Here is a 19,349-nt window from a genome sequence, read left to right on the forward strand (position 1 = left end):
CCCCTCCCGGCAGGCGGTGCGGCGGGTCACGCCGTGGCGGGCCCGGTCAGGTCAGGTCGGGGACGCCCCTGACCACGGTGGTGGACAGGGTGCCGATCTCGGCGATGCCGATCGTGACCGTGTCGCCGTCGTGCAGCGTGAACGGCAGGTCCGGCACCAGGCACGTGCCGGTGGCCAGCACGGCGCCGTCGGGGAAGACGTCGGCGCGGTAGAGGTAGCCGGCCAGGTCGTCGAGGCGGCGGTTGAGCTGCGAGGTGCTGGCCTTGCCCTCCCAGACCGTCTCCCCCGCCCGGGCGATGCCGAGCGAGATGTCCAGCGCGTACGGGTCCGCGACCTCCCAGGCGGGCCTGATCGCCGGCCCGACCGCGCAGGCACCGAGGTAGATCTTGGCCTGCGGCAGGTAGAGCGGGTTGACGCCCTCGATGGTGCGGGAGCTGACGTCGTCCACGACGGTGTAGCCGACGATCTCCCCGGCCGCGTTCAGCACCAGGCCGAGCTCCGGCTCCGGCACGTCGATCTCGGAGTCCGCGCGCACCGCGATACGCCCGCCGTGCCCGGCGACCTTCCACGCCACCGACTTGAAGAACAGCTCGGGCCGCTCGGCGTCGTACACCAGCTCGTACACGTCGGCGGCCCGCTCGCTCTCCAGCACGCGCGCCTCCCGCGAGCGGCGGTAGGTGACGCCGGCCGCCCACACCTCCATGCGCCCGTCCACGGGCGGCAGCAGCGGCACGGAGCCGGACGGGTGCCGGGTCCCGTCGGCGGAGGCGCAGCGCTCCCGCAGCTCATCGGAGGACAGCCGGAGCAGCTCGCCCACGCTGGTGATCCCCGACAGCTCCACCACCTGCTCACCGTCGTCCACCCCGACCGCGTCTGCGCTGGTCAGTGGGCTGGTGAACCGTACGATCTGCATGCCTGCTCCTAGCTCCATCGAACGAGGGGGCACATGTCATCCGATGAATGTCCCCTATGGGATCAACTTAGTAGTTTGTCGCAGTGAGCGGGAGGCCCCTCCCCGTCAGATCACGTCGAAGTCCGCCATCATCGCCATGTCCTCGTGCTCCAGATTGTGGCAGTGCAGCATGTAACGGCCCCGGTGGCCGTCGAAGCGGGCCAGCACGTCCACGACCTCGTACGGGCGCACGTCCACCGTGTCCTTCCAGCCCGCGTCCGTCGCCGCCGGCGGCCGGCCGTTCCTGGCCAGCACCTGGAAGTGGGCCAGGTGCAGGTGCACGGGATGGTGGAAGTCGCTGGTCAGCCGCCAGACCTCGGCGGTGCCCAGACGCGGGCGCGCCAGCGGCACCCCCGGCCGGTAGCGGTGGCCGTTGATCGTCCACGACTCGTCCGTCCTGCGGAAGTCGAACGTACGGGCGGCGACGGGACGCGGGCGGCCCGGCGGGCGGGACAGGACGGCGGGCACGGCGGTGTCGTCCGGCGCCCGGCGGGTGACGACGAAACGCATGACGTTGCCCGCCGGGCCGCCGGCCAGCGTGTTCAGCAGCGTGACCGTGCTGCCGGGCGGGTAGGCGGAGAAGTCCACGACGACGTCGAACCGCTCGCCCGGCGCCATCGTGATCGTGTCGTGCGCGACCGGCGCGGCCAGCAGGCCCGCGTCGCTGCCGACCTGCGTGAACCGGCCGCCCGGCGACAGCCGCAGGCGGTACCTGCGGGCGTTGGAGGCGTTCACCAGCCGCAGCCGGTGCCGCGTGGCCGTCACCTCGGCCACCGGCCAGGGCGCCCCGTTGACCAGGATCACGTCACCCTCGACGCCCTCCATGAAGTCGGGGTCGCGCGCGTGCGAGTGCCCGTGCCCGCCGTGGGCTTGGGGGTAGCGGAAGGAGCCGTCCTCCTCGAACGACCGGTCGCAGATCATCAGCGGCAGCTCCCGCTCGCCCCTCGGGAGCGGCAGCGCGTCCTCCTCCTCGTCCCGGACCAGCACCATCCCGGCCAGCCCCCGCCACACCTGCGGCGCGGTGAAGTCCATCCGGTGGTCGTGGTACCAGAGCGTGGCGGCGCGCTGCTCCACCGGGTAGCGGTAGTCCTTGACGACCGGGTGGTGCACCTCGCCCGGATGGCCGTGCGGGGCGGCGTGGCCGGCGGGGACGACGAGGTCGGTCGGGTAGCCGTCCGAGCCGGGCGGGTTGACGCCGCCGTGCAGGTGGGTGGAGGTGGGCACGGGCAGCTCGTTGCGCACGCGGAGCACGGCGGGGGTGCCGCGCCGCAGCTCGAACGTGGGGCCGGGGAAGGTGCCGCCGTACCCCCACACCTCGGTGCGCAGGCCGGGCAGGATCTCGACGGCCGCCACCCGCTGCGTCACCTCGTACCGGCCGGGGCGCACCGGCCTGGCCACCTCGGGGATCGGCAGCGGCACGGTGAACGGCTCCGGCAGGCGCGCCCTGCCGGCCAGCAGCTCACCGGCGCTCTCGGCGTCCCCGCCGCACCCGGCCACGGCCAGCCCGGCCCGCCGAGCAGCCCGAGCAACCCGCGCCGCGACCATCCCCCCGGCCGCCCGGCACCCGCGCCGGGCCTCGTGCCCGCATCGCGCCCGGCACCCGCGCCGGGCCTCGTGCCCGCATCGCGCCCTGCGCCTTCGCCTGTGCCGCGGGCCTGGCTTCGGCTCATGCCGCACCCGCCGCGCTCGTGCGCCGGCGGAGGGCCAGCCAGGTCCAGGCGGTGAAGACGGCCGACAGGCCGAAGATCGCCATCCCGAGCGGGAAGTGGCCGCCGAGCACGCGCCACTGCCCCAGTGCCACCTGCACCGTCTCCACCACCACGAGCCCCGCACTGGCCACCGCCGGCCACCCCGCTCCCCGGCCGGGCCGCCACAGCAGGACGGCCGCCAGGAGTTGCAGGTAGAGCACGGCGTGGGTGAAGCCGCCGTTGTCGCGGTGCCAGGTCAGCAGGTCGACGTCGCCGGTGACGAACAGCCCGGCCAGGGCGGCCTGCGCGAGGACGCCCGCCAGGTGCGCCGTGGCCGTCACCCGCAACGACCAGACGATCCAGGCGCGCGGCGCCGGTGTGGAGTCCGAGGAGGTCATGCCGGGAATGCTCCTTCGGCGGGCGGTCCGGCCACATCCCGCGCGGGGCGGCACCGGGCCGTACTCCCGGGGGCGTACGCGGCGGGTGCGGGGCGGGAAACGTACGCCACGGGGATGACGCCCGCCCAGGGCGGCGATGGCTACCTTATGGGCATGGACAGCCGCAGAACGGACACGCTCATCGCGGTGGGCAGCCTGGTCGCGATCGTGCCGGCCACGTACGCGAACCTGTCGTGGACGGGCCCGTACGAGCGGCCGCTCGACCCGGCGGGCCTGGCGCTGATCACGATCGCGGCCCTGTCGCTCGCCTTCCGGCGCAGCGCCCCGCTGGCCGCCGGGATCGTGGCGGCGGCCTGCGGCGTCGTGTACTACGCCGCCCACTATCCGGGCGTGTTCGCCGCCGCGCCCGCGCTGGCCTCGATCTACACCCTGGCCGTGCTGGGCCGGCGCGGGGACGCGATCTGGCTGGCGCTGGGCCTGGCGGTGCCGGTGTACGGGCTGATGGCGCTGTCGTCGGACGATCCGGCGGCGGGCAACTGGATGATGCTGCTGAGCGGCTGGCTGGTGGCCATGGTGGTGGTGGGCGAGGTGACGCGCGGCCGCCGCGCGTACCTGCACGCGGTGGAACGACGAGCCGAGGCGGAGGCGGAGCGGGCGCGGGAGGCGGAGCGGACCCGGGAGGAGGCGGCGCTGCGGCGGGCCGGCGAGGAGCGGCTGTGGATCGCGCAGGAGCTGCACGACTCGCTGACCCACAGCATCTCGGTGGTGAACGTGCAGGCGGCGCTCGCGATGGAGCTGCTGGAGCGCAGGCCGGAGCGGGTCAAGGAGGCGCTGGCGGCGATCAGGGAGTCGGGCCAGGAGGCGATGCACGAGCTGCGCGCCACCCTGGGCGTCCTGCGGCAGAGCGACCCGGAGGGGGCCGAGGCGGGGCTGTCGGGGCTGCCGCGCCTGGTGTCCAGGGCCGAGGGGGCGGGGCTGCGGGTGGCGCACACGGTGTCGGGCGACCCGTACGCGCTGCCGCCGGAGGTGGACCGGGCCGCGTACCGGATCGCGCAGGAGGCGCTCACGAACGTGCTGCGGCACGCGGGCGCGGCGGCCGTCACGGTGGCGGTCGCCTACGATCGTGCGAAGGTCGTGCTGCTGGTGGAGAACGACGGCGAGCCGGGCACGGCCGGGCCGGGGATGGGGTTGATCGGGATGCGCGAGCGCGCGGTCGCCGTCGGCGGCTGCCTGACGGCGGGCCCCGGCGAGCACGGCGGCTTCACGGTACGCGCGGAGCTCCCGTCCGGAGCGGCGGCGTGAGCGGGGGATCTCAGCCTGTCAGGGTGCTGCTGGCCGACGACCAGCCGCTGATCCGCGCCGGTTTCAGGGCCCTGCTGGAGCTCACCGACGACATCGTGGTGGTGGGCGAGGCCGGCGACGGCGCGCAGGCGGTGGAGCTGGCCGGGCGGCTGCTGCCCGACGTGGCCCTGCTCGACGTGCGCATGCCGCTGCTGGACGGCATCCAGGCCACCCGCAGGATCGGCGCCACCCCGGAGCTGAACGGCGTGCGCGTGGTGATCCTCACGAACTACGCCCTGGACGAGTACGTCTTCGCCGCGCTGAGGGCGGGCGCCAGCGGCTTCCTGCTGAAGGACATCGAGCCGGGCGACCTGCTGCAGTCGGTGCGGGTGGCGGCGCGCGGCGACGCGCTGCTGTCGCCGTCGGTGACGCGCCGCCTGATCGAGGAGTACGTGAGCACCCCGCCCCGCCCGGCCCTCGTCGCGGGCCAGGACCGGCTGACGGCGAGGGAGCGCGAGATCGTCGCCCTGGTGGCGCGCGGCCTGTCGAACGAGGAGATCGCCGAGCACCTGGTGATCAGCGCGGCCACGGCGAAGACCCACGTGAGCAGGTCGATGATCAAGCTGGGCGTGCGCGACCGGGCCCAGCTCGTGGTCTTCGCCTACGAGTCGGGCCTCGTGGTGCCCGGCACCGCGCTCTAGATCGCCAGCAGGAACTCGTAGGCGTTCAGCAGCCAGATCAGCAGCCACAGGGCGATGGCGGGGAGCCGGTGCAGCCCCCGCCAGGCTCCGTAAGCAGGCACCCGTTATCACGCCACCTTCCCTGTGCGCGGAAGCGCCGCCGGCGCGCCTTCACAGCAAGCACGAGGCTTTCCCGAATTCGCCCCTCCAACGGACTCGGTTTATCTGCTCAATTGACCGGGACGGCACTCCTGTTTCCTCCATGGTATGCCGCCGGGGGCCGGTGAAAATATCGGGAATTCGGATTCGGCACCGGAAAATCGGCGCCAAATATCCGGTGAAATCACCCGTTCACGGGCTTGCCGAGCGCGCTCCCGGCCAGCCAGTCCTCCCACGACTTGGCCCAGGGCGTGGGCCCGTTGCCGAAGCGCAGCTTGCGGGAGGTGCCGGTGACCTCGATGATGTCGCCGCGCTGGGTGAACTCGTAGAACCATTTGGCGTTGGCGGGGCTGGCGTTCACGCAGCCGTGGCTGACGTTGGAGCTGCCCTGGGCGCCGGTCGACCAGGGGGCGGCGTGGAAGAAGGTGCCGCTGTAGGTCATGCGGACGTTCCACTTGGTCTTGATGCGGTACTCGCCGGGCTCGCCGATGGTGGCGGAGTCCATGACGGTCTCGGCGGCCTTCTCCTGGGCGATCATGGTGCCGGAGTAGCTGTCGTCGCCGGGTTTGCCGAGGCTGACGGGGATGGTCCTGACGACCTTGCCGTTCGCGCGGACGACGGCCTGGTGGGTCCGGGCGTTGACCTTGGTGATGTGCTCGGGGCCGACGGTGAAGGACAGGCTGCGGTCCTTGGTGCCCCACAGGCCCGGTCCGGCGCGCAGGCCCGCGAGGTGGGCCACGACGGTGACCTTCTCCCCCACCGGCCAGTACTCGCGCGGCCTGAACTGGACCTCGCGGTCGCTCACCCAGCTCCACGCGCCCTCGACCGGCTGCGACATGCGCACCACCAGCGACCGCTCGACGGCGGCCCTGGCCTCGCGGGAGGTGACGGGCTGGGAGAGCAGGAGCTGGACGGGCATGCCGACGCCGACCTTCTCGCCGTCGAGGGGCGACATGCCGCTCTCCAGCGCCCGTTTCGGCTTGAGCGTGGTGAACGTGGAGGTGCCGGTGACCTGCTTGCCGTCGGTGCCCTTCGCCTCGGCGCTGACGGTGTAGGCGGTCGAGGGCCGCAGCGGCCACTCGGGCCGCCACTGGCCGTCGGCTCCGACGGCGCCCTTCACGGCGTGGCCCTTGGCGTCGGCCACGGTCACCTTCGTGACTTGGCCGCCGGTGGCCTTGACGGTGATGCCGGTGTCGGGGGCGACCTTCCTGGTGCCGTCGGCGGGCGTGATCGACAGCTTGGCCACCGGGCCCTGTTGCTGTTCCTGCGACGGTACGGCGGGCGCTTCGCCGCCGCCGGTCGTGCTGCATCCGGCGGCCACGGCCAGTGCCGCCGCGCAGATGGTGAGGATTGTCTGGTTGGTCCGGCCGTTCCGCATCCCTGATGCCTCCCGCGCCTGACGTATAGGCAGTCATTCACATTAGACCGTTATCGGCGATCCGGCGGACCTCTTCCCGTATTGACCGAACCCATGCGAACACGACGGCGCGGCGCGTTGCGATGATCTTGATCTGGCGTTCCGCCGACCACAATCATGGGCCGGTGGACTACTACCTGATCTCCCCGACGGCGGGCGATCGATCGCCCGCAGGGCTTTTGGTGGAGGAGTTCGTCCTGTGTGACGACTACACGGCGGCCGGCATCGACGGCGCCGAGTGGGTGGCGGAGATCGGGGCCTGGTCCGCCTCGGCCGAGCTGAGCCGGGCCATCCGCGCCGACACCGATCTGCGCTCGCGGGTGAAGCCGGTGAGCAGGCAGGAGGCGGTGCGGGCCTTCAAGCTGCTGGGCGGCGGCGGCCTGCCGGAGGAGGCCGGGCTGCGCACGCTCTTCCAGGAGCGCCGCCCGCTGCCCACCACGGCCCCGCTCAACCTCGGCAACGGCTCCTCCAGAGCGCGCCGCTACCGCATCCTGTTCGCCGGTGAGCTCGGCGAGACCGGGCTGGCCAACGCCCGTACGGCACTGCGCCTGGAGCCCACCGGCGACCCGCGCGTGGTCGGCGCGGCCTCCGCCAGCGCCGGCGGCCACGGCTTCACGTGGGAGCTGCGCCGGATCGGGGCGGGCATCGCCTGGTGCGTGGACGTGACCGCGCGCCTCGGCTCGGGCCCGATCACGGCGCTCGGCGCGCTGCTGCACCACCACCGGCAGGCCGTCCGCGAGCAGGGCCTCATCCCCGTCACCGTGGAGCGCTTCGCCTGACGATCCGCCGGCGGCTGTCACGACTCGCCACCCCTGCCCGGTCCTCCGGTACGACGATGAAACCGAGCCGGGTGCGGGGTGGCGATGAAGGGTGGCTCACTGGTCAGGGCGCTGGACGATCGGTTCGGCGGCGCCCGGTTCCTCGACCGGGCGATGCGCAAGGCGTTCAACAACCACTGGTCGTTCCTGCTGGGCGAGATCGCCCTGTACGCCTTCGTGGTCGTGCTGGTCACCGGCGTCGCACCACTGGTCCACGCTGATCTTCCTCGGCGGGATCGTGGTGCACCTGCTGCGCAACTTCTTCACCGGTTCCTTCCGCCGGCCGCGCGAGCTGAACTGGCTGATCGGCGTGGCCCTGTTCGGCCTGGTGATGCTCAACGGCCTGTTCGGGTACTCGCTGCCGGACGACCTGCTGTCGGGGGCCGGGCTGCGGATCCTGCACGGCGTGACGGTGTCGGTGCCGCTGGTGGGGACGTACCTGGCGACGTTCCTGTTCGGCGGCGAGTTCCCCGGCGCCGACATCATCCCCCGCCTCTACAGCCTGCACGTGCTGCTGATCCCCGGGCTCCTACTCGTGCTCATCCCGCTGCACGCGGTGGTGCTGACGTGGCGGCAGACGCACACGCAGTTCCGGGAGAAGGGGGTGGCCGACCACCAGGTGAGCGGGGCGCCGTTCTTCCCCGCGTTCATCGCGAAGACGACGGCGTACCTGCTGCTGGTGGCCGGGGTGGTCGCGCTGATGGCCACCGTCTTCCAGGTCAACCCGATCTGGCTGTACGGGCCGTACGTGCCGAGCACGGTCAGCGCCGGCTCGCAGCCCGACTGGTACATGGGCTTCCTGGAGGGGGCGCTGCGGCTGATGCCGCCGTGGGAGTTCACGGCGTTCGGTCACACGGTGAGCATGAGCGTGCTGATCCCCGCGCTCGCGGCGCCGGCGCTGCTGTTCGCCGGGCTGGCCGCCTACCCGTTCGTCGAGCGGTGGCTCACCGGGGACCGGGCCGTGCACAACCTGCTCGACCGGCCGCGCGACGTGCCGGGGCGGACCGGGCTCGGGATGGCGGGCATCGTGTACTACGGCGTGCTGTGGACGGCCGGCGGCAACGACGTCATCGCCCACACCTTCCACGTCTCGCTGTACGCGACCACGTGGACGCTGCGGATCGCACTCGTGCTCGGGCCGGTGGTGGCGTTCGAGGTCACCCGGCGGCTGTGCCTGGCGCTGCAGGCGCGCGACCGGCACCAGGCCGCGCACGGCGTGGAGACCGGGCTGATCGTGCGCGGTCCGGAGGGGGCTTACACCGAGGTCACGCGGCCGATGACCGAGGAGGAGAAGGGGGTGCTGACGCCGCCCGCCGAGCCCCGGCCGAAATTCATCGGCCGGTGAGTGTCACAATCGGCCGCCCTGCGCCGTCTTGGTTCTGAACGAGAAACCAAGCCGTATGCGGGGTGGCTATGCAAGGCAGCTCTCTGGCCAGAGCGCTGGACGACCGGCTCGGCGGCGCCGGGTTCGTGAAGAAGGCGATGCGCAAGATCTTCCCCGACCACTGGACGTTCCTGCTCGGGGAGATCGCCCTGTACGCCTTCGTGGTGATCCTCCTGACGGGCGTCTTCCTGACGCTCTTCTTCAAGCCGAGCATGCGCGAGGTCGTCTACGACGGCGTCTACGTGCCGCTGCGCGGCGTCACCATGAGCGAGGCGTACGCCTCGTCGCTGGACATCAGCTTCGAGGTGCGCGGCGGCCTGCTGATGCGGCAGATGCACCACTGGGCCACGCTGATCTTCCTGGCCGCCATCGTGGTGCACGCGCTGCGCAACTTCTTCACCGGCGCCTTCCGCAAGCCGCGCGACCTGAACTGGCTGATCGGCGTCGCCCTGTTCGCGCTGGTCATGCTGAACGGCCTGTTCGGCTACTCGCTGCCCGACGACCTGCTCTCGGGCGCCGGGCTGCGGATCCTGCACGGGGTGACGATCTCCGTGCCGCTGGTCGGCACGTACGTCGCGATGTTCCTGTTCGGCGGCGAGTTCCCCGGCGAGGACGTCATCCCCCGGCTCTACAGCATCCACGTGCTGCTCGTGCCCGGGATCCTGCTGCTGCTCATCCCGCTGCACGCGGTGGTGCTGACCTGGCGGCAGACGCACACCCAGTTCCGCGCCAAGGGGCTGAACGACCGGGTGGTGCGCGGGGCGCCGTTCTTCCCCGCGTTCCTGGCCAAGACGACGGTGTTCTTCCTGTGGGTGACCGGGGTGGTCGCGCTGCTGGCCACCGTGTTCCAGATCAACCCGATCTGGCTGTACGGGCCGTACATGCCGGGCCACGTCAGCGCCGGGTCCCAGCCCGACTGGTACATGGGCTTCCTTGAGGGCGCGCTGCGGATCATGCCGCCGTGGGAGTTCACCGTGTTCGGGCAGACGGTCACGATGAGCGTGCTGATCCCCGCGCTGGTGGCGCCGGGGCTGCTGTTCACCGCGCTGGCCGTCTACCCGTTCGTGGAGCGGTGGGTGACCCGCGACCAGGCCATCCACCACCTGCTCGACCGGCCGCGCGACGTGCCGGTGCGGGCCGGGCTCGGGGTCGCCGGCGTCGTGTACTACGGCGTGCTGTGGGCGGCGGGCGGCAACGACCTGATCGCCACCACGTTCCACATCTCGTTGTACGCCACCACGTGGATCTTCCGGGTGGCCGTCGTGGCCGGGCCGGTGCTGGCGTTCGTCGTCACGCGGCGCATCTGCCTGGGGCTGCGGGCCCGCGACCGGCACACGGTCGAGCACGGCGTGGAGACCGGCGTGATCGTGCGCGGCGTCGAAGGCGGCTACACCGAGGTGGAGCGGCCGGTCGGCGAGGAGGAGGCGGCGGTGCTGGTGCCGCCCGCCCGGCCGGAGCTGCCGCCGGTGGTCGAGGGCGACGTGCCGCCCCCGGCCAAGCGGCGGCTCCAGGACGCGTTGCAGCGCTCCTGGGACGGTTGAGCGGAATCAGGGCACCTGCACCGCCGGGACGGTGACGGGGCCGAGGAGCGGGTTCAGCACGTCCGCCTGCGACCGCCCCGGGGGCACGAGCACGTCGAGCGCCTTGGGCACGGTGCCCGGGTCCACCGCGCACAGCGGGGCCGTGCCGCCCTCGGCGCACACCCCGAACTGGTACGGCTGCGGCGTCGCGGCGAACGACCTGGCCTGGTCGGGGCTGAACCCGTCCTGACCGGCGAGCACCACGGCGAAGCGCCACCCCGGGCCCGGCGTGCCGAAGACGGCCCTGGGCAGCGCGATCGTGATCGTCCGCGTGCTGCCTGACGCCCGGACCACGGCCCCGGCCTTCGCCGTCCCGTCCGCCGCCACCCAGACGGGGGCGGCGAAGCCCTGCGCCTCCACCCGCTGGCTCCACCCGTCCTGCTCGGCGATGCGGTGGTTGCGCTGCGGGAACGCGGCCTCCGTCGAGGTGGTGGTGGCCGCCGGGTCCCGGACGTACACGTCGAGGAGCTGCGCGCCCATCTGGTTGCCGAACGTGGGAGTGAGGTCGCGCAGCGCGGCCCGCAGGTAGACGGTGCTGTCGTCGGTGATGACCTGGAACCTGCGCAGGTCGAAGGCGCCGTCGTGGAAGTCGGCGGCGGTCGGGTACGCGTACGTGCCGGGCCCGTCGTCGTCGCCCTCGGGGTCATCGGCGTCGAGCACCGTAGTGGCGCCCACGATGTCACCGACGACCGTTCGCCGGGCGTACCCGGTGCGCCGCCCGTCGGAGGTGGTGGCCGTCACGGCGAGCACGACCTCGCCGAACGCGACCGGGGCCGAGGCGGTGAAGGCGCCGTCCGCGCCCGCCCGTACCGAGACGACCCGGGTGGGCGCGCCGGTGTCGATGGGCGTGGCGGCCACCTCGACGCGGGCGCCGGGGACGGTCGTGCCCGTGACGGCCACCGACGTGCCGGGCACGGCGGTGCCGTCGGCGGGGGCGGTGACGGTGAGCGGGGCGGCCTGGGGCGGGTCGGCGTAGCGGCGGCGCACCACGTCGGGCTGCTCGACCGGCCGGGTGGAGCCGAGGGAGAGGACGAGCCGGACCACCTGGGCCTGCGCCCACGTCAGCGGGGACGCCGAGCCGGCCGGGCCGCCGTCGCGGAAGCCGATCGAGGCGGTGGCCGGGTCGGTGCCGTACGGGGAGGCGGGCAGGGCGACGTTCTCCCACGCTTGCTCGGGGATGAGCCCGGTGCCGGACGCCATCGCCCGCATGGCGGTCAGCAGCCGGGCGGCGCCGGCCTGGTCGCCGGTCTGAAGCGCCTGCTCGGCGCGCTCGCCGGCCAGCACCGGCCACACGTGACCGCTTCCGTTGTTGCCGGTGGGCCACGGCTTGCCGGACGGCGCGCAGGCGGTGGGGTCGGGCTCGTGGCAGTCGCCGTAGCCGTCCTCGGTGCCGGGGGTGTCGGAGCCGTAGCGGTACCAGCCGGGGCCGCTCGCCGTGTCGCGCCTGATCACCCGGTCCACGACGGGCAGGCTGGCCAGCACGTCCGGGTCGTCGGGCGGCAGGATGCCGAGCCTGGTCAGCTCCAGGAAGCCCGCGTCCACCACCCGGCGCTGGTCCTCGGTGGGGCCGCCGTTGCCCAGGTTGTAGCTGACGGCGGCGTCCGGGTCGCCGGTGCGGGACAGGCGCAGGAAGGAGCGGGGGGCGTACGGGCCGGTCGTGGTGACCGTCCACGCCTTGATCGAGCGGGCGAAGTGGTCGGCCGTGGCGCGGTAGACGCGGGCCCGGGCCTGGTCGCCGTTCCCGGTCGCCAGCTCGCCCGCCGCGACGAGCGCGGCGATCTCGGCCGCGATCGTGGACGGCGAGTACCCCGACTGCTCCTCCCACCGCTCCACGCCGAACGCCGGGCCGTGCGAGACGAGGAAGTCGGCCGCCGCCCGCACGTCCTCCCACACGCCGCTCAGCCCGGACTGGTAGGCCATCAGGATCGGGTACGCGGTCTCGTCGAGCTGGTCGCCGCCCGAGTCGGGGGCCAGTTTCCCGTTGAGCAGCGAGTTGCGGGGCAGGCGGCCGTCGGGCAGTTGCTGGCGTTCCAGCAGGAAGCGGGCCGTGGCGCGGGCCGTCGCCAGGTCCCCGGCGGCCAGGAAGCCGGTGAACGCCTCGTACAGGTCGCGGGCGAACACCTCGCGGTAGGAGCCGAAGTAGACGGCCTCGCCGCCGACCAGCTCGCCCGCGCCGATCGCCTGCCCCCACGGGCTGGCCAGGGACGCGACGACCGCGCCGGGGAACGTCTTGTCCTCGCTGGCCTTGAGCACGTTGGCGGAGAGCCGGTAGAAGTCGGCCAGCGCGGCGGGCGGCCTGCGCAGGGTCGCGTCATAGGCGGCCCAGCCGGCCTCGTACCGGGCCCGGGTGACCTCGAACGGGCGCGCGGCGGCGGCGTCGGCGGTCCGCAGCGCGGCGGCCCGGTCGCGGCCGAAGCCCAGCGCGAACGTGACCTCTCCCCTGGCGTCGATCGGCAGCCGGGCGGTGGCCACCACGTTGCCGGCGGGCGCCTCGGTGTAAGGGGTCAGCTCGCGGGCGGCGTCGAGCTGGACGGCGCCGTCACTGGGCGTGCCGGCGTAGCCCACACTCGCCTGCGGCAGGCGCCGCTCCGCGCGCAGCGCCAGGTGGGTGGGGACGGCGTAGTCGCGGGCCGGGGCCGAGGTCCGCGTGTTGTCGTCCCAGACGACGGGGGCGCCGGTCGTGGCGTCCACCACGCCGCTGTCGGGGCCGCCGTTGGGCGTTCCGCCGCCGCCGTTGCCGTTCACGCTCGCGTCCAGCCTGGCGTACAGGCGCAGGGTGGGCGGCTGGAGGCGGGCCCGCACGACCACCGCGTTCCTGTCGGGGTCGGTCAGGTAGGTGGTGGTCAGGCGGTAGCGGCCCGCCCTGCTCGCGGAGGTGATCGTGCACGTCATGCCCGAGTGGTCGGTGCTCACCTCGTAGGTGGTGTCTCGGGCCTGCAGCTCGGTGAACGTCCGGCCGTCGGTGACGGCGAACTGCAGGGTCTCGACGTTCGTGTTGTCGATCGTGGGCTCGTACACGTCGGACAGGACGCCGCCCGCCACCGTGTACCAGACCTTGGAGGCGCGCCCCGCCGCGGTGCCGACGCAGTCCTTGCGGGCCAGGCCGAAGTGCGACGGGACGCCGGGCCCGCCCGGCGCGGGGGTCCGGGCGAGCACCGGGTCTCGGGGGACGGTGATGAGCGCGACGACGACGATCAGGGCCAGCGCGGATCGGCGGATCGCGTTCATGCGGGGCTCCCCTCCCTACCCCGATGGGACGAGAGAAGACCAGCCTCGCGCGGCTGTCAACCCCGTGCCGCGGGAACGACGGCGATCCCTGCGACACCGTCGGCCTCGAGTCCAGCCGGGTCGTGCACCGGCCGCTGGGCGTCGTGCTCCCCGCCGGCCATCCCGCCGCCGAGCAGGACGTCGTCCGCCTGCGCACGCTCGACGGCTGCTCCCTCGTGATCTTCCCCAGGGAGATGGCGCCGCAGCTCTACGACCACGTGCTGGAGGCGTGCCGCGACAACGGCTTCCTGCCCAGCGCCATCCGGCACGCCCGCAACCCCCACTTCGTCCACGGGCTCGTGTGGCGGGCCTGCGCTCGGTCGGCCACGCCTGACATCCGTCGTCCAGAACGCGTTCCGGTGCGAACCAGGAGCAACCGCCAGGAGTCCAACCCTTTGGAACGATCCTGGCGCCCGTCCAGACGCCGGGATCACCACACGGGCCCCACCTGGGGCTCCGTACGGGGAGACGGCACCGGGGGCGGTGCTCACTGGGGGAACCATGCACATCGGCGGGACGCCGCGCGGGCCCGGACGGCCGGCGCGGGACGGGGGCCGCGCGAGCGATCGCCGCGGTCACACTGACGGCGGCGCTCAGCGGGGCGGGCACGCTCGTCACCACGACGCAAGCCGCACGGGCCGCGGTCGTCGCGACCACGCCTGGGCGGCAGACGGGCACGCCTGCGCCGCAGACGGGCACGCCTACACCGCAGACGGGCACGCCTACACCGCAGACGGGCACACCCGCGCCGCAGGCGGGCGCTCTTGCGCCGCAGGCGGGCACGCCCGCGCATCGGACCACCACCACGACCACCATCACGGCGCCGCGGACCACGGTGCCCTCGCCGCACGCCACACCGACGGCGCCGCCGGCAACCACCACCACATCGCCGCCGGCCACACCCACCGGGCCGCCGGCCACGCCGACGGCGACCGCCACCGCCGGGGCGCCTTAGCCGGGGTCGGCAGCACCGCGCCGGCCGACGCCGGCTCGGTCGACTGCCGCCGGGTCAAGTGCGTGGCGCTCACCTTCGACGACGGTCCTGGCCCGTACACGAAGACCCTGCTGCGGACCCTCGCCGCCTACGACGCGCGCGCCACGTTCTTCGTCGTCGGGCAGAACGTCACCGCGTACCCGGGCATCGTGCGCCGGGCGCACGCGGCGGGGCACGAGATCGGCAACCACAGCTGGTCGCACCCCGACCTGTCGAGGTTGCCCGCCAAGGCGATCCGCTCGCAGCTCGCCCGCACCGACCGGGCCGTCGAGGCGGCCACCGGGGTCAGGCCGGCGCTCGTCCGCCCGCCGTACGGCGCGTTCGACGCGAGCGTGCGGCGGCAGGCCAAGCGACCGCTGGTGTTGTGGAGCGTCGACACCCTCGACTGGCGATACCGCAACAGCGCCAGGGTGGCCCGCAAGGCGATCAAGTCGGTCCGTCCGGGCAGCGTCATCCTGTTCCACGACATCCACCCCACGACCGTGCGCGCCATCCCGAAGGTGCTGCGGACCCTGTCCAAGCGCGGCTACCGGTTCGTGACCGTCAGCCAGCTCTTCGGCGGCCGGCCGCCACGCCTCGTCTACAGCCGCGGCTGACTGGCTCGCGAACTTCTCTCACATCCGGTGAACCGGGGCCCGGCGGCCGGCGTATCTGTCGGTGTGAGCGGTGATCGCGCATGAACCCCGACCAGAAAGGATGCGGCACCGGCAGCAGGGACACCGCGCAGGCCGGGCGGCCCGGCCTGCGCGGGCTGCGGGCGGCGGTGTTCGCGGTCGTCTGCGTGCTCGCCGCCCTCGGGATGCACGTCCTGGCCGGCGGGCCGATCACCGGCCTGGGCACGGTGGTCGCGGCGACGGTCGCGACGGGTGCGGGCGCGTTCGCGCTGGCCCGCCGCAGACGATCCCTCGGTACGCTGCTCACCGCCTCCTTCGCCGCCCAGTACGGCATGCACCAGCTCTTCACCGCCGGCACCCTCGCCCCGCCCCACCACCACACCGCCCCTGGCGCCGACACCACCGCCCTCACCACCAGCCTCACCACCGGCCTCACCACCGGCCTCGCCGACCACCATGGCGGCGGCCTCTACAGCGGGATCGGCATGCTGCTGGCACACGTGCTGGTGGCGGCCGTGTCGGCGTGGTGGCTGGACTGCGGCGAGACCGCGCTGGCCGCGCTGCTGCGGCTCCTGGCCTGCTCGCTGCACGACCTGTGGGCCCTTCTGACCGCCCGCGCCACCGCGCTCGCCGCCCTTCCTCTCCGGGCGCCGGCACCGGTGAGCGCGGGCACCACAGCCGTTCTCACCTCCCAGGTGCTCGCCTGGACCCTGTGCCGGCGAGGCCCACCCCGCTGACCAGCGGCCGGCGGCATCGTCCCCGACCTGCGAGGCGCCATCGCGACCTGCGAGGGGCATGGCCACCGCGACCCGCGAGCGGCATCACTCCCGCGACCTGCGTCACCATCGCCACCCGCGAGCGGCATCGCAGCGCGCCCCGCGCGTCACGTCGCCCTCGCGACCCACGGGCGGCATGGCAGCGCGACCCGGAAGCCGCGTCGCCCTCGCCACCCGCGAGCGGCATCGTCCCCGCGAGGCGCGTCACCATCGCCACCCGCGAGCGACATGGCAGCGCGACCTGCGAGCCGCGTCACCACCGCCACTCGCGAGCGACATGGGCGACCTGCCAGCCGTGTCGCCCTCGCAGCCTGCGAGCGGCATGGCAGCGGCAGGTCGTGGCGACCGTCTCCGGTTCGGCCGCGGCTCACGTGACGAGCCGGGTGCGGCACGAAGGTGCCCGCACCTCTCACGTACCTTGCCCTGCCTTGCTGCCTTGACCGCACCTGCGTGAGCCCGGCGCCGGCGCACCCCAGTGCCTGCCTGCCCCGCACTCGTGCGACCACCTGACCGTGGTCTCCCCCGCACACCCCCGCATGCCCTCTCGCGACCGCGTGCGGAGGCTCCCGCGGCGGTGCGGAGGTCGGCCACGCACGCCACCCCAACCCCCTGACTTCATCCAACGCGCGCACTCCGGAACGGAGCCCCCCATGACCTCGGTCGAAACGCGCCCGGAAACCCCCTTCACACCCCCGGCCAAATCCCCCGCCCCCTCCTCGTCCCAGCGTTACCGGGCCGTCTGGCGCTGGCACTTCTACGCCGGCCTCGTCGTCGCCCCCGTCCTGCTCGTCCTGGCCGTCACCGGCGCCATCTACCTGTTCAAGGAGCCTTTCGAGGAGTGGCGCTACCAGGACGTCCGCACCCTCGCCGAGCCCGTGCCCGCCGCCGCGGCGCGTCCGCTGTCGGAGCAGGTCGCCGCCGCCCAGCAGGCCCGGCCGGGCGCGCCCGTCATGTCCGTCATCCCGCCCACCGCGCCTGACCGCACCACCCGCGTCATCCTCCAGGGCGCCGACACGGGCCCCTTCGCGCAGGGCGTCTCCGTGTACGTGGATCCGGGCACGGCGACGGTGGTCGGGCAGATCGACGACGGGGCCACGTTCATGCGCGTCGTCCGGACGATCCACGGCGAGCTCATGTCCGGCACGGTCGGGGACCGGGTCGTGGAGACCGCCGCCTGCTGGGCGCTGATCCTCGTCGCCACCGGCTCCTACCTGTGGTGGAGCGGCCGGCGTACCCGCAGGAAGCCGGCCCGGGCGGGACGCGGCCGGCTGCGGCGGCTGCACATCCTGACGGGGCTGGGCGGCGGCACGGTGGTCGTGTTCCTCGTGCTGTCCGGCCTGCCGTGGTCGGGCGTGTGGGGTGACGGCCTGCAGCGCCTCCAGGAGCGTACGGGCTCGACCTACCCGAGCGCCGACGACTTCCCGCACACCTCGACCCCGCCCCTGTCCGGCGACCTGTCCGCCAACCCGGACGCCAAGGTGCCCTGGGCGGCCGAACGCCTTCCGGTACCGCCCTCCCAGGACGGGCCCTCGCAGAACGGGTCCTCGCAAGACGGGTCCTCGCAGGACGGGCATGCGGGGCACGGTAGCGCGCACGGCGTCCTGCAGCCCGGTGCCCTGCCGATCGAGGACGCCCTGGCCGCCGTCCGGCCCGCGATCCGGTCCTGCCCGCCGGCCGAGTGCGACCTCAAGGTCCTCCTGCCGGACGGGCCCCGAGGGGTCTACACGATCGTGACCGACCCGCGCCGCGACCCGTCGGCCGCGCAGACCCTCCACGTCGACCAGTACAGCGGCCGGGTGCTGGTCTCCTACGGCTGGGCGGAGTACGGCGTGCTGGCCAAGGCCGTCGAGCAGGGCGTCACGCTGCACGAGGGCCGCCGCTACGGCACCGCGAACCTGCTCGTGATGCTGGGCGCCTGCCTGACCATCATCACGCTGGTGGTGACGGGCGCGTGGATGTGGTGGAAGCGCCGCCCGCGAGGCCGCGCCGGCGCCCCGGCCCGCAGCACGGACCGGCGCACCACGTACGGGGTGATCGCCGTGATGGCGGTGCTGGGCCTGCTGTTCCCGCTGGCGGGGGTGACGATGGCGGCGGCGCTGCTGGCGGACCGGCTCCTGCTGCGGCGTGTCCCGGCGCTCGCCCGCCTCCTCGGCTGACCGCTCCCGCCGGGCGGCTCCTGAGCGACCGAACGCCCCTCCGGTGCTTGCCTGAGGGGCGTTCGGGGCTTCAGCTCGACGGACGTGACCGGGTTTGTCGGCGCGAAGCTTGACCTTCACGTATACGTCAATCCTTAGCGTCGCTCCCATGACCACGACCGCGACGAAGAACCGTGAGATCCGCCTGGCCGCCCGCCCCGACGGGCTGCCCGGCCTCGACTCCTTCCAGTTGGCCGAGACCGCCGTCCCCGACGTCGGCCCCGGCCAGGTGCTCATCCGCAACCTCTACATGTCCGTGGACCCCGGCATGCTCATGCTGATCGGCGCCTACCCCGGCCTGCCCATGCCGGCGTACGAGGTCGGGGCCCCGCTGTACGGCGACGCGGTCGGCGAGGTGGTGCTGTCCCGCGACCCGTCCGTCCGGGAGGGCGCGACCGTGGTGCACCGGCTCGGCTGGCGGGAGTACGCGCTGGCCGAGGCGGGCGAGGTGCGCCAGGTGGATCCGGACGCGTACCCGTCGCCGTCGTTCCATCTCGGGTTCGGGCTCGTCGCCTACGCGGGGCTGACGGCGGTGGCGGGGCTGCGTACGGGCGAGACCGTCTTCGTCTCCAGCGCGGCCGGCGCCACCGGCGGCATGGCGGGGCAGATCGCCCGGCTGCTGGGCGCCGGGCGGGTGGTGGGCAGCGCCGGCTCGCCGGAGAAGGTGGCCCGCCTCACCGGGGTGCTCGGTTTCGACGCGGCCTTCGACCACCACGACGCTCCGCTCGCCGAACGGCTGCGCGAGGCCGCGCCCGGCGGCGTGGACGTGTACTTCGACAACGTGGGAGGCGAGCAGTTGCGTGCCGCCCTTTAGGTCATGAACGTGCACGGCCGGGTCGCCCTCTGCGGCGCCCTGTCCCGGCAGAGCGCGGGCGGGAGCCCCGATGCCGGGCCGGTCGGCGATCCGCTGGCGCTGATCGGCAAGCGGATCACGTTGCGTGGCTTCCGGGTGTCCGACCATTTCGACCTCGCGCCCGAGTTCGGCCGGCGGTTGCGCGCGTGGCTGGCGGACGGTTCGATCGTGTACGACGAGACGGTGCTCGACGGGCTCGACAGCGCCCCCGCCGCCCTCCTCGGCCTGATCCGCGGCGCCTACACCGGGAAGGTCGTGGTGCGGCTGGCGCGTTGAGCCGTCCGGATATACAA

General features: G+C 73.6%; 17 protein-coding genes. 11 read left to right on the forward strand and 6 right to left on the reverse strand.

Annotated elements, in window-relative coordinates:
* Positions 1 to 46 precede the first annotated feature (46 nt).
* The 3 genes from KIS93_RS46435 to KIS93_RS46445 form a co-directional block, all read right to left on the reverse strand.
* Positions 47 to 913 carry a fumarylacetoacetate hydrolase family protein gene (locus tag KIS93_RS46435; RefSeq protein ID WP_080041686.1) on the reverse strand — a complete coding sequence of 289 codons (867 nt, stop codon included), beginning with the start codon at positions 911 to 913 and terminating at the stop codon, positions 47 to 49.
* A gap of 105 nt (positions 914 to 1,018) precedes the next feature.
* Positions 1,019 to 2,497, reverse strand: coding sequence for a multicopper oxidase family protein (locus KIS93_RS46440; RefSeq protein ID WP_186404823.1), 1,479 nt, complete (start codon positions 2,495 to 2,497; stop codon positions 1,019 to 1,021).
* 121 nt (positions 2,498 to 2,618) lie between these two features.
* Positions 2,619 to 3,038, reverse strand: coding sequence for a hypothetical protein (locus KIS93_RS46445; protein ID WP_080041688.1), 420 nt, complete (start codon positions 3,036 to 3,038; stop codon positions 2,619 to 2,621).
* A 153-nt stretch (positions 3,039 to 3,191) separates the two neighbouring features.
* On the opposite strand from KIS93_RS46445, the gene KIS93_RS67900 reads away from it, so the two are divergent.
* Complete coding sequence (locus tag KIS93_RS67900; protein ID WP_080047103.1) at positions 3,192 to 4,340, forward strand: sensor histidine kinase; 1,149 nt, start codon at positions 3,192 to 3,194, stop codon at positions 4,338 to 4,340.
* Complete coding sequence (locus KIS93_RS46455; protein WP_080041689.1) at positions 4,337 to 5,020, forward strand: response regulator; 684 nt, start codon at positions 4,337 to 4,339, stop codon at positions 5,018 to 5,020. Before KIS93_RS67900 ends, KIS93_RS46455 begins: the two co-directional genes overlap by 4 nt.
* Positions 5,021 to 5,342: 322 nt before the next feature.
* On the opposite strand, the gene KIS93_RS46460 is transcribed toward KIS93_RS46455, so the two are convergent.
* On the reverse strand, positions 5,343 to 6,536 hold the full coding sequence (locus KIS93_RS46460) for a L,D-transpeptidase (protein ID WP_080041690.1): 1,194 nt from the start codon (positions 6,534 to 6,536) through the stop codon (positions 5,343 to 5,345).
* Between the two features lie 122 nt (positions 6,537 to 6,658).
* Between KIS93_RS46460 and KIS93_RS46465 the strand changes: the two genes are divergently transcribed.
* Complete coding sequence (locus KIS93_RS46465; protein WP_155128314.1) at positions 6,659 to 7,354, forward strand: hypothetical protein; 696 nt, start codon at positions 6,659 to 6,661, stop codon at positions 7,352 to 7,354.
* A 96-nt stretch (positions 7,355 to 7,450) separates the two neighbouring features.
* On the opposite strand, the gene KIS93_RS63885 is transcribed toward KIS93_RS46465, so the two are convergent.
* Entirely contained in the window at positions 7,451 to 7,609 is a 159-nt protein-coding gene (locus KIS93_RS63885) for a hypothetical protein (RefSeq protein WP_222107898.1), read from the reverse strand.
* A gap of 22 nt (positions 7,610 to 7,631) precedes the next feature.
* On the opposite strand from KIS93_RS63885, the gene qcrB (KIS93_RS46470) reads away from it, so the two are divergent.
* Complete coding sequence (qcrB, locus tag KIS93_RS46470; protein ID WP_222107899.1) at positions 7,632 to 8,738, forward strand: cytochrome bc1 complex cytochrome b subunit; 1,107 nt, start codon at positions 7,632 to 7,634, stop codon at positions 8,736 to 8,738.
* A gap of 68 nt (positions 8,739 to 8,806) precedes the next feature.
* A complete protein-coding gene (gene qcrB, locus KIS93_RS46475; RefSeq protein ID WP_080041693.1) occupies positions 8,807 to 10,318 on the forward strand; it encodes a cytochrome bc1 complex cytochrome b subunit in 1,512 nt (503 codons plus the stop codon).
* A gap of 6 nt (positions 10,319 to 10,324) precedes the next feature.
* Here the strand turns inward: qcrB (KIS93_RS46475) and KIS93_RS46480 are convergent, their stop codons facing one another.
* On the reverse strand, positions 10,325 to 13,585 hold the full coding sequence (locus tag KIS93_RS46480; protein ID WP_080041694.1) for a glucodextranase DOMON-like domain-containing protein: 3,261 nt from the start codon (positions 13,583 to 13,585) through the stop codon (positions 10,325 to 10,327).
* Between the two features lie 23 nt (positions 13,586 to 13,608).
* Here KIS93_RS46480 and KIS93_RS46485 point away from each other — a divergent pair, with 23 nt between their 5' ends.
* The 6 genes from KIS93_RS46485 (at position 13,609) to KIS93_RS69565 (ending at position 19,332) form a co-directional block, all read left to right on the forward strand.
* Positions 13,609 to 14,208 carry a LysR substrate-binding domain-containing protein gene (locus tag KIS93_RS46485; RefSeq protein WP_186404824.1) on the forward strand — a complete coding sequence of 200 codons (600 nt, stop codon included), beginning with the start codon at positions 13,609 to 13,611 and terminating at the stop codon, positions 14,206 to 14,208.
* Entirely contained in the window at positions 14,126 to 15,214 is a 1,089-nt protein-coding gene (locus tag KIS93_RS46490) for a polysaccharide deacetylase family protein (RefSeq protein ID WP_186404825.1), read from the forward strand. Before KIS93_RS46485 ends, KIS93_RS46490 begins: the two co-directional genes overlap by 83 nt.
* Before the next feature lie 80 nt (positions 15,215 to 15,294).
* On the forward strand, positions 15,295 to 15,969 hold the full coding sequence (locus KIS93_RS46495; protein ID WP_080041696.1) for a hypothetical protein: 675 nt from the start codon (positions 15,295 to 15,297) through the stop codon (positions 15,967 to 15,969).
* Between the two features lie 689 nt (positions 15,970 to 16,658).
* Complete coding sequence (locus KIS93_RS46500; RefSeq protein ID WP_080041697.1) at positions 16,659 to 18,164, forward strand: PepSY-associated TM helix domain-containing protein; 1,506 nt, start codon at positions 16,659 to 16,661, stop codon at positions 18,162 to 18,164.
* A gap of 148 nt (positions 18,165 to 18,312) precedes the next feature.
* Positions 18,313 to 19,017 carry an MDR family NADP-dependent oxidoreductase gene (locus KIS93_RS46505; protein ID WP_471633758.1) on the forward strand — a complete coding sequence of 235 codons (705 nt, stop codon included), beginning with the start codon at positions 18,313 to 18,315 and terminating at the stop codon, positions 19,015 to 19,017.
* 3 nt (positions 19,018 to 19,020) lie between these two features.
* The gene (locus tag KIS93_RS69565; RefSeq protein ID WP_471633759.1) at positions 19,021 to 19,332 is read left to right on the forward strand and encodes an MDR/zinc-dependent alcohol dehydrogenase-like family protein; all 312 of its coding nucleotides are present in this window, start codon (positions 19,021 to 19,023) and stop codon (positions 19,330 to 19,332) included.
* Positions 19,333 to 19,349 lie beyond the last annotated feature (17 nt).

The sequence above is a fragment of the [Actinomadura] parvosata subsp. kistnae genome (assembly GCF_900323885.1).
GTDB classification, from domain to species: domain Bacteria; phylum Actinomycetota; class Actinomycetes; order Streptosporangiales; family Streptosporangiaceae; genus Nonomuraea; species Nonomuraea composti.

Bases quoted from the DNA above. Each gene is read 5' to 3' on its own strand.
- KIS93_RS46485 (WP_186404824.1), top strand. From the start codon at position 13,609: ATGGGACGAGAGAAGACCAGCCTCGCGCGGCTGTCAACCCCGTGCCGC.
- KIS93_RS46440 (WP_186404823.1), bottom strand. From the start codon at position 2,497: ATGGTCGCGGCGCGGGTTGCTCGGGCTGCTCGGCGGGCCGGGCTGGCC.
- KIS93_RS46465 (WP_155128314.1), top strand. From the start codon at position 6,659: ATGATCTTGATCTGGCGTTCCGCCGACCACAATCATGGGCCGGTGGAC.
- KIS93_RS67900 (WP_080047103.1), top strand. From the start codon at position 3,192: ATGGACAGCCGCAGAACGGACACGCTCATCGCGGTGGGCAGCCTGGTC.
- KIS93_RS46435 (WP_080041686.1), bottom strand. From the start codon at position 913: ATGCAGATCGTACGGTTCACCAGCCCACTGACCAGCGCAGACGCGGTC.
- KIS93_RS46495 (WP_080041696.1), top strand. From the start codon at position 15,295: ATGAACCCCGACCAGAAAGGATGCGGCACCGGCAGCAGGGACACCGCG.
- KIS93_RS46480 (WP_080041694.1), bottom strand. From the start codon at position 13,585: ATGAACGCGATCCGCCGATCCGCGCTGGCCCTGATCGTCGTCGTCGCG.
- KIS93_RS69565 (WP_471633759.1), top strand. From the start codon at position 19,021: ATGAACGTGCACGGCCGGGTCGCCCTCTGCGGCGCCCTGTCCCGGCAG.
- qcrB (WP_080041693.1), top strand. From the start codon at position 8,807: ATGCAAGGCAGCTCTCTGGCCAGAGCGCTGGACGACCGGCTCGGCGGC.
- KIS93_RS46505 (WP_471633758.1), top strand. From the start codon at position 18,313: ATGACCACGACCGCGACGAAGAACCGTGAGATCCGCCTGGCCGCCCGC.
- KIS93_RS46460 (WP_080041690.1), bottom strand. From the start codon at position 6,536: ATGCGGAACGGCCGGACCAACCAGACAATCCTCACCATCTGCGCGGCG.
- KIS93_RS46490 (WP_186404825.1), top strand. From the start codon at position 14,126: ATGCACATCGGCGGGACGCCGCGCGGGCCCGGACGGCCGGCGCGGGAC.
- KIS93_RS46500 (WP_080041697.1), top strand. From the start codon at position 16,659: ATGACCTCGGTCGAAACGCGCCCGGAAACCCCCTTCACACCCCCGGCC.
- KIS93_RS46445 (WP_080041688.1), bottom strand. From the start codon at position 3,038: ATGACCTCCTCGGACTCCACACCGGCGCCGCGCGCCTGGATCGTCTGG.